This window comes from Achromobacter pestifer (assembly GCF_013267355.1).
In the GTDB taxonomy this organism is placed as follows: Bacteria; Pseudomonadota; Gammaproteobacteria; order Burkholderiales; family Burkholderiaceae_B; genus Achromobacter; species Achromobacter pestifer_A.
In genome coordinates this window covers 3,438,860-3,451,175 of the sequence record NZ_CP053985.1, presented here as the reverse complement: position 1 = coordinate 3,451,175, position 12,316 = coordinate 3,438,860, and the positions used below count along the sequence as shown (strand labels likewise).

The 12,316-nt window shown below is 64.9% G+C and carries 12 protein-coding genes; 11 read left to right on the top strand and 1 reads right to left on the bottom strand.

From position 1 onward, the window contains the following. Positions 1–37 precede the first annotated feature (37 nt). From FOC84_RS16665 to FOC84_RS16625, 9 genes are all read left to right on the top strand, one after another. Positions 38–1,306 carry an ABC transporter substrate-binding protein gene (locus FOC84_RS16665; RefSeq protein WP_173145389.1) on the top strand — a complete coding sequence of 423 codons (1,269 nt, stop codon included), beginning with the start codon at positions 38–40 and terminating at the stop codon, positions 1,304–1,306. A 14-nt stretch (positions 1,307–1,320) separates the two neighbouring features. After that, positions 1,321–2,196: a branched-chain amino acid ABC transporter permease gene (locus tag FOC84_RS16660; protein ID WP_173145388.1), complete on the top strand. Its 876-nt coding sequence runs from the start codon at positions 1,321–1,323 to the stop codon at positions 2,194–2,196. Further along, positions 2,196–3,224 carry a branched-chain amino acid ABC transporter permease gene (locus tag FOC84_RS16655; RefSeq protein WP_173145387.1) on the top strand — a complete coding sequence of 343 codons (1,029 nt, stop codon included), beginning with the start codon at positions 2,196–2,198 and terminating at the stop codon, positions 3,222–3,224. Before FOC84_RS16660 ends, FOC84_RS16655 begins: the two co-directional genes overlap by 1 nt. Next, positions 3,221–3,994, top strand: coding sequence for an ABC transporter ATP-binding protein (locus FOC84_RS16650; protein ID WP_173145386.1), 774 nt, complete (start codon positions 3,221–3,223; stop codon positions 3,992–3,994). The genes FOC84_RS16655 and FOC84_RS16650 overlap by 4 nt, the downstream gene beginning before the upstream one ends. Further along, positions 3,987–4,688 carry an ABC transporter ATP-binding protein gene (locus FOC84_RS16645; protein WP_173145385.1) on the top strand — a complete coding sequence of 234 codons (702 nt, stop codon included), beginning with the start codon at positions 3,987–3,989 and terminating at the stop codon, positions 4,686–4,688. Before FOC84_RS16650 ends, FOC84_RS16645 begins: the two co-directional genes overlap by 8 nt. Before the next feature lie 25 nt (positions 4,689–4,713). Next, positions 4,714–5,397, top strand: coding sequence for a TetR/AcrR family transcriptional regulator (locus FOC84_RS16640; protein WP_173145384.1), 684 nt, complete (start codon positions 4,714–4,716; stop codon positions 5,395–5,397). Between the two features lie 64 nt (positions 5,398–5,461). Further along, positions 5,462–7,123 (top strand): AMP-binding protein, encoded by a 1,662-nt coding sequence (locus FOC84_RS16635; protein WP_173145383.1) that lies wholly within the window; start codon positions 5,462–5,464, stop codon positions 7,121–7,123. Between the two features lie 33 nt (positions 7,124–7,156). Further along, positions 7,157–8,782, top strand: a complete 1,626-nt coding sequence (locus tag FOC84_RS16630) for a class I adenylate-forming enzyme family protein (RefSeq protein WP_173145382.1) — start codon at positions 7,157–7,159, stop codon at positions 8,780–8,782. A gap of 50 nt (positions 8,783–8,832) precedes the next feature. Next, positions 8,833–9,285 (top strand): acyl-CoA thioesterase, encoded by a 453-nt coding sequence (locus tag FOC84_RS16625; RefSeq protein ID WP_173145381.1) that lies wholly within the window; start codon positions 8,833–8,835, stop codon positions 9,283–9,285. Here the strand turns inward: FOC84_RS16625 and FOC84_RS16620 are convergent. Further along, complete coding sequence (locus tag FOC84_RS16620) at positions 9,282–10,067, bottom strand: IclR family transcriptional regulator (RefSeq protein ID WP_173145380.1); 786 nt, start codon at positions 10,065–10,067, stop codon at positions 9,282–9,284. The genes FOC84_RS16625 and FOC84_RS16620 overlap by 4 nt on opposite strands. A gap of 200 nt (positions 10,068–10,267) precedes the next feature. Between FOC84_RS16620 and FOC84_RS16615 the strand changes: the two genes are divergently transcribed. Both FOC84_RS16615 and FOC84_RS16610 read left to right on the top strand, forming a co-directional pair. Next, on the top strand, positions 10,268–11,410 hold the full coding sequence (locus tag FOC84_RS16615) for an ABC transporter substrate-binding protein (protein ID WP_173145379.1): 1,143 nt from the start codon (positions 10,268–10,270) through the stop codon (positions 11,408–11,410). 28 nt (positions 11,411–11,438) lie between these two features. Then, entirely contained in the window at positions 11,439–12,314 is an 876-nt protein-coding gene (locus tag FOC84_RS16610) for a branched-chain amino acid ABC transporter permease (RefSeq protein ID WP_173145378.1), read from the top strand. The last annotated feature ends 2 nt before the right edge of the window (positions 12,315–12,316 follow it).

Below are 12,316 nucleotides of genomic sequence, written 5' to 3'. Positions count from 1 at the left end.
GCACAACAATGCAGAACAAAGCTAAGGAGACATGAACATGGATCGCAGAAACGTCCTCAAGATGCTGGGCGCCCTGGGCGGCGCAAGCGCAACGGCCGCCGGCAGCCTGTGGAGCCGCGCCGCATTCGCGCAAGCCAATCCGTCCATCAAGCTGGGCTTCATTTCATCGCTCTCCGGCGCCCAGGCGCCGCTGGGACAGCCGATGCTGCTGGGCGCGCAGATCGCCATTGACCAGGTCAACCAGGCGGGCGGCGTCCTCGGCCGGAAACTGGAGCTGGTCATCCGGGACGACAAGGCCAAACCCGCGGACGCGACCGTCGCGGCGCGCGAGTTGGCGGGTTCCGGCGTGAACATGCTGTTCGGCGTGGTGTCCAGCGCCGTGGCCCTGGCGATCGCCGCGATCCTGGAACAGGAGAAGACGCTGCTGATCACCTGCGCCGCGCACTCCGAAAAGCTCACCAAGGAGAACTTTGTCCGCAACTACTTCCGAGTCACGGACAATCCCTACATGCGCCAGCGCGCCCTCGCCAAGATGGCCGCGCAACGCTATCCGGACGTCAATCGCTGGGCTGGCGTCATTCCCGACCACGAGTACGGCCGCACCACCTGGGGCTGCTTCGAAGACGGCCTGCGCGAGTTCTATCCGGCCCTTACCCAGAAGCAACCGGTGATCGCGCCGCCGGTGAAGACGCAGTACGGCGCCGCGGACTATCGCAACGCCATTACCGCCACCATGTCCACCCCGGCCGAGGGCTTCATGATCTCCGTGTATGGCGGCGATGCCGTGACGCTGTACAAACAGGCCGAACCATTTGGCTTCTTCAAGAAGGCCAAGCTGATCGTGGATTCGGCCAACGAAATGATCGTGGCCAAGGCCATGAAACAAGATCTGCCGGACATGTGGGTGGGCACGCACTGGTACGCGGGTGCGTTCGAGGACATCGCCGTCAGCCGCGAACTCCAGGCGGAAGCCGTGCGCCGGGCCAAGGATCCGCTCACGCTGGGCTTCATTTCCGAAGGGCATGCCGCGGTGATGGCCTACGCCCGCGCGCTGCAGGCGGCTGGCTCTGCCGATACCGGGGCGGTTCTGAATGCGCTTGAATCGGTCACGTTCGAGACCGCCACCGGACCGCGCCGCTTCCGCAAGGAAGACCATCAGGCCATCAAGCCCGTTGTCATGTACCGCCTGCGCGGATCGGCCAAGGCGGCGGAAGGCTTCGAGATCGTGGACGTCATCCGCATCCCCGGCGAGGACGTGATCGACCCGGCCACTCCCGGAAAGGCCTTGAGCTTGCGGGCTGCTTGAAAGGGCTGAGAACCATGGACCAATACGGTTTGATGACGCTCAACGGCCTGTCGTGGGGCATGACGGTCTTCCTGACCGCCGCCGGCCTCACGCTGGTCTTTGGCATCCTGCACGTCCTGAACTTCGCACATGGCGGCTTCGTGATGCTGGGGGCCTATCTGGCATACAGCCTGCTGGCCAGGCTTGGAGAGCCCTCCTTCTGGGCTTTCATGCTCGCCACCGTGGTGTGCGCGGTGGCGCTGGGCGTGCTGGGCGCCGCCGTGGACAGGCTGGTATTCCAGCGGCTCAGGGGCGTCAGCGAATCCTATTCGTTGATTGCCACCTACGCGCTGCTGCTGCTCTGCCAGGGCGCGGTCAAGGTGATCTGGGGCATCGACTTTCTCAGCGTGCCGCCTCCACCGGTATTGCGCGGCGCGACCGAGATTGCCGGCGTGCTGGCCCCCAACTTCGTGCTTTTCGTGATCGGCTGCGGCGTGCTTGCCTTCCTCCTTCTCGACTATCTCGTGCATCGCACTGAATTGGGAAAAACCGTGCAGTCTGTGGCGGTCGATCCCTGGATGGCCTCGCTGCTCGGCGTGAACGTGCGCCTGGTGTTGACGGGCACCGTGGTCGTGGGTATTGCGCTGGCTGGCGTCGCCGGCGCGCTGCTGTCCGTCAACCAAAGCCTGTCCCCGAACATGGGCAGCGCCCTGATCATTCAGGCTTTCGGCGTGATCATCGTCGGCGGCATGGGGAACATCCGCGGCGCCTTCCTGGCCGCCATTCTTCTGGGCATCATCACGGCGATAGGCGACCGCGTCTTCGCGGAAGTGCCCGGCCTATTCTTCTATGTCGCCCTCATTTCGATATTGATGTGGCGTCCGCAAGGACTTTTGAAGGGGCTACGGTAATGAACCAGCTTGCCAGTACAACAAGCCGGCGCTCGTTCGACCTCGCGGTTGCGGGCGTGGTGATCGGGCTGTTCGCCAGCGTCCCGTGGTGGGCGGACAAGGGATTGGTGTTTCTCGCGTCGGTGGTGTTGATCAACGCGACCTTCGCCTTGAGCTTCAACCTCGTGTTCGGCCTGACCGGCCTGGTCAGTTTCGGCCATGCGGCGTACTTCGCGGCGGGCGCCTACACCACCGGCCTGCTACTGCAGAGCTACTCCCAGGTGCCCTTCCCCCTTGCCTGGCTAGCCGCGGGCATTGCGGGAGGGCTGGTCGCCGCGGCCGTCGCCGTCGTCGCCCTGCGTCGCGCCAGCGGCATCTACTTCGCCATCCTGACGCTCGCATTGGCGGAACTGGTGCACATCCTGATCTCGAAATCGGATCTCCTGGGCCGCGAGGACGGCATGACAGGCATCAAGCGGCCGGTCGTGGACTTCGGCCTGTTCAGCCTCGACCTGGCAAAGGGCAGCAATCTCTACTACGTCACGCTGGTCTGCGTCTCGCTCCTCGGCCTGATCCTGTACATCCTGTGGCACAACCGGTACGGCAGGCTGCTGGCGGCCATCCGCCAGGATGCCGAGCGGGTGCGCTTTCTCGGCATCAATGTCCACGCCATGCGATTCTCGGCCTTTGTAGCCAGCGGCGCGTTCGCCGGCCTGGCCGGCGGCCTGTACGCGCCGGCGGCCCAGCTGCTCACGCCGGAAATCGCGCACTGGGGATATTCCGCCCTGCCCATCCTGTTCTGCCTGGTGGGCGGAGTCGCCTACTTCTGGGGGCCCGTCGCCGGGGCGGTGATCTTCATCGGGCTCGAACACATGACCCGCAACATCGTCGGCCTTTCCGAGATCCTGATAGGCGCGGTGCTGTTGATCGTGGTGCTGGCGTTCCCCGGCGGCGTCATCGGCGGCGCGCAGCGCCTGTTCGCGGCAAGCCGGCGCGGGAAATCCGCCGACGGCGGCTCCGGCTCGAAGATTCAGGGGCAGACATCGTGACTACGCACATACTTGACGCGCGCGGACTCTACAAGGCGTACGGCAGCATTCCTGTCCTGAAGGATGTGACACTGCACATGCAGCAAGGCGAAACGCACGTCGTCATCGGGCCCAATGGCGCGGGCAAGACCACTTTGTTCAAAACCTTGAGCGGCGAACTCCTGCCGGATGCGGGCGAAATCTCGATCGCGGGAAAGAGGGTCGAAGGCATCGACGGATACCAGCGCGTGCGCCTGGGCGTGGGACGGACCTTCCAGGTCGCCCGCGTCTTCGGCGAAGACACCGTGCTGGACAACATGGTGGTCGCCGTCGAGGCGAGCCGCCGCCACCAGGGCGCAGGCGGCGGCTTCAGCTGGCGGATCGCGCCCGCCGCCGATGTCTATGACGAAGCGCTGGACGCCCTGGAGAAAATGGGCCTGGCCTCGCAGCGGGATCACGTCTCGGGGGTCCTGGCCTACGGCGACCGGAAGCGCCTGGAACTCGCGATGAGCCTGGCGTTGCGGCCCAAACTCCTGATGCTCGACGAGCCGATGGCCGGCATGTCTCCACCAGACAGGGCGGCGGCCGTGAAAACCATCAAATCGGTGGTGCGGGAACGCGGGATCTCGGTGCTGCTGACCGAGCACGACATGGACGTCGTCTTTTCGCTGGCCGACCGCATCACCGTGCTGAACTACGGCGAGATCATCGCCAGCGGAACTCCCGAGGACGTGCGTTCCTCCCCCGAAGTCAGGGAAATCTACCTGGGCCACGAGGTGCAAAGTGCTTGAAGTGAAAAACCTGCGCGCACGCTACGGCGACAGCCTCATCCTCGAGGGCGTCGGCATCGAGGTCGGCGCCGGCCAGGGCGTCGCCCTGCTGGGCCGCAACGGCGCGGGCAAGACGACCTTGCTCAAGAGCATCGTGGGCGGCGGCCCCACCGTCGATGGCACGCTGCGATTCATGGGCAGCGATCTCAGGCAGATCGGCACGCATGCGCGTGCGCGTGCCGGGCTGGCGCTGGTGCCGGAAGACCGCAGGATATTCAGCCACCTGACCGTGGAGGAAAATCTGCTGCTGGCGCGGCATGCCAGCGGCCCCCGGGGCTGCCTGCCTCTGCAAGAGGCCTACGGACTCTTTCCAGCGCTTGCCGAACTCCGGATGCGCATGGGAAACCAACTCAGCGGCGGACAACAGCAGATCCTGGCGGTCGCGCGGGCCTTGATGTCCAGGCCGAAGTGCATGCTGCTGGACGAGCCGACGGAGGGCGTTGCCCCCTTGCTGGTCCAGCAAATGGCCGGGCAGGTCAATCAGGCGCGCCAGCAGCAAGGCGCCGCGCTGCTGCTGGCGGAACAGAACCTGTGGTTCTCGCGGCAGTGTACCGATTACGTATTCGTGATCGATACTGGCAGAATCGTGTTCGAGGGCGATTGGAATCACTTCGACGCCCACCCTGAAATTGCCGACCGCTATCTGGCGGTCTGAACTTGCCACACACTGATGACGCTCCATGACTGCACGCAACCCGAATAAACCGGCACCGGCGCCTTCCGCGCCCCTTTCCGCCGGCCCCAAGGGCCGTCCTCGTAAAAAACAAACCCGCGACGAACGGGCCGGAGAGACCAGGGCGGCCATCTTCCGCGCTGCGGCCCAGGTCGTCGGAAAGCACGGCTACGGCGATGCGTCCATCAACCGCATCACCGAAGCCGCGGGGATCGCGCAAGGCACGTTCTATCTCTACTTCGAATCGCGCCAAGCGCTGTTCGACGAACTCCTGCCCCATGTCGGCCAGGACATGCTGGTCTTCATCCGCAGCCAGGTGAAAGGCGCGGCGAACGTGCTGGACATGGAAGAAAGAGGCTTTCGCGCGTTTTTCAAGTACCTGCAGGACCATCCGGGCTTTTTCCGCATCCTCAACGAAGCCGAAATCGCCGCGCCGGTTGCGTACCTGGCGCACTTCAAGCTGATCACGCAACACTACGTCGAAGCCTTGTCCAGAGGAGTCAAGGCCGGAGAGATCATCAACTACCGGGAGCAGGAACTGGAAACCCTGGCCTACATGTTCATGGCGGCACGCAGCTATCTCTACCTGCGCTACGTCAAGGACGCGGAAGCGGAAAGCGGCGCAGGCGTGACCCTGCCGGAGTCGGTGGTCGAAACCTATATGAAGCTGGTGCGCGGCGGCTTGAGCTGAACGCCCTCGGCACGGCCCCGTCCATGCAGGCGGGCGCCGGCGAAACACAATGCGGGAGACAGGAATGCACACAGACGCGAGTGGCTGGAAGACGCGGCTCGACCCAGACTTGGCGGCCCGCTATGCGGGCGACGGCCGGTGGCGGAACATCACGCTGGCAGAGAGCGCGCGACTATGCGCGCGCGACTACCCGAACGAGGCCGCCGTGGCGGACGACTCCGGCGTACTGACGTTTCAGCAGCTGTGGGATCAGGCGCTACGCCTCGCGGGGACGCTGCGCGACCGTGGCCTGCAACCCGGCAGCGTCGTCAGCTTCCAACTGCCGAACTGGCGCGAAACACTGGCCATCAATCTGGCCTGCGCCATCGGCGGGTTCGTCTGCAATCCCATCGTCCCCATCTATCGCGATGCGGAGCTCAAGTTCATCCTTGCCAATTCGAAGACCCGGGTCCTGTTCATTCCTGATCGCTTCCGCAGCATCGACTACCTTGAAATGATCCAGCGGCTGCGCCCGGATCTGCCTCACCTGGAGCACCTGGTTCTGGTTCGAGCCGAAGCGGATGGGCTGGCCTCTTATGCTTCCTGGGCGGGCCGCGATGTGCCCCTGGAGCCGTTCGCCCGCACCGACCCCGACGCCGTCAAGCTTCTGCTCTACACCTCTGGCACCACCGGGAACCCCAAGGGCGTTCTGCACAGCCACAACACCCTCCGCGCCGAAGTCCAGGCCGTCACCGACTTCTGGGGATTGTCCAGGGACGATGTGCTGCTCATGCCGTCGCCGGTTACCCATATCACGGGCTATCTGTATGCGCTGGAGTTGCCCTTCCTGCAGGGAACCAAAGCGGTGCTGATGGAGCGCTGGGAGGCGAGCGCCGCGCTGGACGCGATCCAACGGCACCAGGCGTCGTTCAGCATAGGCGCGACGCCCTTCCTGGTCGAACTGGTGGCCGAAGTCGACCGGCGCGGCATCCAGTTGCCCTCCTTGCGGCTCTATGGCAGCGGTGGCGCCCCCGTGCCGCCCGAGGTCGTCAAACGCGCCAATGCCGTACTGCCGAACTGCAAGACCTTCCGCATCTATGGAAGCAGCGAGGCGCCCACCATTTCGCTCGGTATCGCCCAAGGCGATCCGGCTGAAAGGGGCGCCACGACCGACGGCCTGATCTTCAACCACGAGGTCCGCATCGTGGACCCGGAGAGCGGCGCGCCGCTAGCGCCTGGCCTGGCCGGCGAAATCACGGCCCGAGGACCGGAAGTGATGCTGGGCTACACCGATCCGAGCGATACCGAAGAAGCCTTCGACGCGGACGGCTATTTCCACACCGGCGATCTGGGCTACATCGACGAGAACGGCTACATCACCGTAACCGGCCGCAAGAAGGATCTGATCATCCGCGGCGGCGAGAATATCAGCCCCAAGGAAATCGAAGATCTCCTGCATCAGCATCCTGCCATCCAGGAGGCCGCGGTGGTCGCGTTTCCCCACGCGAGAATGGGCGAAACACCCTGCGTCTACCTGGTCCTACGGCCCGGACGCGAACTGGATTTCCCCGGTCTGCTGGCCTATCTGGAAAGCGCCAGGCTGGCTCGCCAGAAATTTCCGGAGCGCATGTTCGTGGTGGACGACCTGCCGCGCACTGCCACCGGCAAGGTGCTCAAGCACGTCCTCAAGGCCCGGGCCGCCACGGAGGAGATCCACGATGCGCCCCGCCTGCTCGTGCAGGCATGATCCCATCGCCCAACCGCGGCAGAGGCAAGATCCATGGAATCCGAAGCGCCACACGATAATCCGCTCCCGCTTTCGTGGGATGCTGTTTCCGGCAAGACCCTGGGACAGCTGCTTGAACTGCGGGCCAGGCAACAGCCCCATCGGGTCGCCTTGTCGGCGCAATCGATCCAGGGCTTCCGCGATCGTCTGACCTACGCGCAGTTGGCGTTGTTTTCGCGCCGGATGGGCGTTTGGCTGCGCGCCACCGGCATCGGATCCGGCGACCGGGTTGCCATTTACCTGGCGAACGACGCCGGGCGGGAAGCCGTCCTGACAGCGCTGGGCTGTTTCGCCATAGGCGCGGTCGCCGTGCCCATGAACACACGCGCCGCCGACGATGATCTGGTCCACGCGCTGGACTTGGTGAACCCCGCTCTGTTGGTCTGCGGCACGGCGTCGGCCGCCCGTTTGCAGCGCCTGACGCGCACCAGGCAGGCGCAGGTCGACGCACCCGCGCATGCCGCGACCGCATGGCAAGACCCTTTGCACGGCACGGACGCCGGTCTATCCGCAGCCGTCGGCCTGGATCCGGACTCGCCCGCATGCCTGCTCTTCACTTCGGGCACGACCTCCCGCTCCAAGGCGGTCGTCCACAGCCATCAGAGCATGATCGCCGCCGGATTCGCCGTCGGCCAGGCGGTCGGGCTGGGCGCCAGCGACCTCTACCAGGGCGCCTTTCCGTTCTTCACCAGTTCCTGCCTGAATCTTGGATGCATGGCCTCCTGGGTGCACGGCGCGGGTTTCGTCCTGGAGCATCTGCCCGGCAACGCTGACCGGTTGCGCCTGGCGGAATCCGAGCAATCCACCGTCTACCATGGCGTGCCCGCCGTGATCCAGTACATGCTGGACGAATGCGAACGCGGAACATACGCCCTGGGACGCCTGCGGCGGATCGCCTATGGCGGCGCGCCCATGCCCGTGGCCGCCATCGAACGCATAGCCCAGACCTGGCCCTGGGCGGACCAGATGCAGATCTGGGGCATGACCGAAAGCGGACCTGCGGGCGCGAGCCTGCCGCCTCACTGGCTGCCCGCCAAGGCGGGAATGATCGGAGCCGCCATGCCCAACTGCGAGTTGCGCGCGGTGGACGAGAACGATCAACCCGTCCCGGCGGGCGAGCCAGGCGAACTTTGCTTTCGCGGCCCCAGCATGGCCCAGGGCTACTTCGAGAACCCGCAGGAAAGCGCAAACACCTTTCGCGACGGCTGGCTGCACACCGGCGACATCGTGGTCCAGGACGAGGACGGGCTGTTCCGCTTCGTCGACCGCAGCAAGGACGTGATCAATCGCGGCGGCCTGAAGGTATCATCCGCCGCCATCGAAAACGCGTTGCAGCGCTTGCCGCAAATACAGGAAGTCGCGGTGATCCCGTTCCCCCATCCCAAGCTGGGCGAGGAAGCGGCGGCCTGCATCGTCTTCCGGCCCGGCGCGGCGCTGGATGCCGAACGCCTGGAGGCGCACTGCGTCCAATGGCTGGCTGACTACGCAGTCCCCAGGCACTGGTTTATCCTGGAATCACTGCCACGCAACCCCATGGGCAAGGTGCTCAAACGAGACCTGCCCGCCCTGATCGCGCGGCTCGACTCCGCCGCTGACAGCAGCCCCTGCGAGCCCCAATAGGCGGCGCGCAGGATTCATCGCTCAATACACACTCCTTTAGCCTCTCTCTCGTGCCACGCCTCCTGTTCGAACCCAGAAGCCACTACCCCTACGCCACCGAGGTCCAGATCTATGCCGGCCACATCAACTACGGGGGGCACCTCGACCATGCCCAGCTGATCACCCTGGTCTCGGAGGCCAGGGTCAGGTACATCAACTCGTTGGGCTATCACGAACAAGACATCGAGGGGCATCATTTCGTCGTGGCGGACCTTGCCCTTCAATACAAGTCCGAAAGCCACCGCGGAGAAGTACTGCGTATCGAAATCGCCCCCGCCAACTTCAACAAGTACGGCTTCGATCTGGAGTTCCACCTGACGGAAAAGCAGAGCGGGCGTGCGGTCGCCACGGGGAAGGCCGGACTCGTGTGCATCGACAACGCGACGCGCAAGGTTTCGCCGATCTCCACGCTTGATGTGGACTGGGGTGTTGGCACCCGCCGCGACCAGCCCGTCTGTCCCTAGCCCTGGTCCGTTGGCCGCCGCGCATACCCCGCGGCCAACGCATGCTCGACCCGTTCGGCGTAACGCTGCATGATGGCCGCCAACACCTCGAGATTCTTGGACTTCAGGCGCTGCAGCGGCCCGGTTACGCCGAGGCTGTAGATCACGCCCAGATGCGGCAGATGCACCGGCACGCCCAACGCTGCCAGGCCCTCATCGATTTCGCCGATGCAAGTCGCGTAGCCCTGCTGACGGACCTGTGCGTACTCGTCCCTGATGCGGCGGCTATCTACGCAGGTATGCGCGGTCAGGCGCGGTAGCGGTTCCGCCAGCGCGGCATCAATGACCTTGGGCGCTTGAAACGCAAGAATGGCTTTGGCCGATGCAGCGGCATGCGGCGCCATGCCCTTGCCCGGCAGCACGAACCCGCGCCAGGGCGTGTCGGGAGCTTCCATCAGCACGGAAGAAACCTGGTGGCCGCTATGCAGCTTCGCCAGGTAGCAGGTTTCGTCGGTTTCGGCCGCCAGGTCTGCCAGGTGCGGGCGCACGACCGCGCCGATCCACTCCGTGTCCGCGCTGGCATAGGCCAGCCGCTTCACCCTCGCGCCCAGCACATAGGTGCTTGCGGCCAGATCCACCAATTGCGAGTCCTGCATGGTGCCCAGAAGGCGATGCGCGCTGGTCTTGGGCAGCGCCAGCATGCGCGCGATTTCCGTGAGGGCCAGGCCGTCGGGAAAGGAGGCGAGCAGTTCGAGGATGCGGGTGTAGCGCTCTAGCGGGGGGAGTTTGGAATCTTGGCTCATAGGCGTTCCTTGGAGGCGCATTGTAGGGCGGCCGAACGCCCATGCCGGGAAAACCCGGTCTTGCTGTCCATGCCGGCTGTTTTTTATTATACCGAAAAAAGGAACGTTGTACCGATTTTCGGAACGACGATTAAGCCGTCAAAAAACCCTGGGGAAAGCCGCCCCGCCTTCAACGTTGATCGTTACAGGAGCGCAGCATCATGTCCGTCAAGAACATCCTCACCCTCGCCCGCCGCGTTTTACCGGCAATCGCCCTGGCAGGCCTGGCCACCGCGGCCGGCGCCCAGAATGTGGTGGTGGGCGCCACCGTGCCCCTCACCGGCCCCTTGTCGCTGACCGGCAAGCAGTACTTCAATTCCCTCAAGCTGGCCGAGGACGACATCAACAAGGCGGGCGGCCTGCAGGGCAAGCCAGTGAAATTCGTGTTCGAGGACGCCCAGGCGTCCAACGGCACGGCGGTGAACGCCTATGTGAAGCTGGCGCAGGAGAACAAACCCGCCTTCACCTTTCTCACCAGCTACAGCACCCAGAACATGGCCGTCGCGCCGGAGGTGGCGAAGGCCGGCATTCCCGCGATGTACGCCGGCGGCGCCGACGCGGTCGCGGATCTGCGCAATCCCTGGCTGTTCCGCATCCGCCCGCAGGACAGCACGGCGGCCGTCGCCATGGCGCGATTCGTCAAAGACGAACTCAAGCTGTCCAAGCCCGGCATCCTCTACATCCAGAACGATTTCGGCCAGGGCGGCGCCAATGCCGCGGCCGCTTTCCTGAAGGACCAGGGCATCACCCCCATCGGCACGGAAGCCTATGGCCAGAACGACAAAGACATGTCGGCGCAGATCCTCAGCCTGAAGAACAAGGGCGCCGACGTCATCCTGGCCTTCGTCTACCCGCAGGACGGCGCGATGGTGCTGCGCCAGATCAAGATGCTCGGCCTCAAGCAGCCCGTGGTGGCCTCGTCGGCCGCCTTTGTCCCGGCCGCGATGCAACTGCTGTCGCCCGCCGATCTGGAGAACGTCTGGGGCGTGATCGACACCTACCTGCCTGCCACCGACAAAGGCAAGAACTATGCGGAACGCTTCAAGCAGCGCTTCTCCATGGACGCCGACCCCTACGGCGCCGCGTACTACGACGGCGCCATGCTGATGGCCCAAGCCATCAACGCCGTCGGCGCCGATCCGCAAAAGCTCCAGGCCTACCTCAGGGACCTCAAGGGCTACCAGGGCGTTTCGCACGTCTACAGCTTCGATGCCAAAGGCAACGGCGTGCACGATGTCGCGATCGTGAAGTTCGCCAAGGGAAGCAAGGACATGCAGTTCATCAGCACCATCAAGGTCGACTGAGCATGACCTGCGCCACAAGGGGAATTCCATGCAGGAAATGATCCAACTGCTGGTCAACGGCGTCGCGCTCGGCAGCGTCTACGCCCTGGCCGCGCTGGGCTTCGTCATCGTGTATTCGGCCACCGGCGTGGTGAACTTCGCCGCCGGCCAGTTCGTCATGCTGGGCACTTTCTTCGGGGTCAGCACCATCATCCAGGCGCAGTGGCCCGCCGCCCTCGCCTATCCGGCAGCGATCGCGATGATGGCGGTCTTCGGCCTGCTGTTCTATGCCCTGGTGCACCTGCCGTTGCAGAACCGTCCTGTCGTGACGGTCATCATCGGCACGGTCGCCGCCGGCATCGCCATGCAGAACGGCGCGCTGCTGGTCTGGGACGCCTGGCCCTTCCGCATGCCTTCGCCTTTCGGCGACGGCACGATCAGCCTGGCCGGCGGCGTCATCACGGTACACGCCCTGGCCACCATCGTCATCACGCTGCTGCTGATCGCCGGACTCTACGCGCTCCTGCACCGCACCTCCATCGGACGTTCGATGCGGGCGGTGGCGCAGGACGTCGAAACCGCGAGGCTGATGGGCTTGCCGGTGCGCCTGCTGCTGGGCTTCGCCTGGCTGCTGGCTGCCGTCTTCGCGGGTTTTGCCGGCCTGCTGGTGGGCCCCATGTGGTTCGCCGACGTCAACATGGGCGATGCCGTGGCGCTCAAGGCCTTCGCCGCCACCATCATCGGCGGATTCGGCAGCGTGCCCGGCGCGATCGCGGGCGGGCTGGTGGTGGGCCTGATCGAAATCCTGGGCGCGGCGTACCTGTCGTCCACCTACAAGGACTTGCTGGCCTTTGGAATCATGATTCTCTTCCTGCTGCTGCGGCCGCAGGGCATCTTCGGCGAACGCATCGCCGATCGGGGCTGACC

Coding starts and splice junctions, on each gene's coding strand:
- FOC84_RS16665 (WP_173145389.1), top strand. CDS start 38: ATGGATCGCAGAAACGTCCTCAAGATGCTGGGCGCCCTGGGCGGCGCA.
- FOC84_RS16660 (WP_173145388.1), top strand. CDS start 1,321: ATGGACCAATACGGTTTGATGACGCTCAACGGCCTGTCGTGGGGCATG.
- FOC84_RS16655 (WP_173145387.1), top strand. CDS start 2,196: ATGAACCAGCTTGCCAGTACAACAAGCCGGCGCTCGTTCGACCTCGCG.
- FOC84_RS16640 (WP_173145384.1), top strand. CDS start 4,714: ATGACTGCACGCAACCCGAATAAACCGGCACCGGCGCCTTCCGCGCCC.
- FOC84_RS16635 (WP_173145383.1), top strand. CDS start 5,462: ATGCACACAGACGCGAGTGGCTGGAAGACGCGGCTCGACCCAGACTTG.
- FOC84_RS16630 (WP_173145382.1), top strand. CDS start 7,157: ATGGAATCCGAAGCGCCACACGATAATCCGCTCCCGCTTTCGTGGGAT.
- FOC84_RS16620 (WP_173145380.1), bottom strand. CDS start 10,067: ATGAGCCAAGATTCCAAACTCCCCCCGCTAGAGCGCTACACCCGCATC.
- FOC84_RS16615 (WP_173145379.1), top strand. CDS start 10,268: ATGTCCGTCAAGAACATCCTCACCCTCGCCCGCCGCGTTTTACCGGCA.
- FOC84_RS16610 (WP_173145378.1), top strand. CDS start 11,439: ATGCAGGAAATGATCCAACTGCTGGTCAACGGCGTCGCGCTCGGCAGC.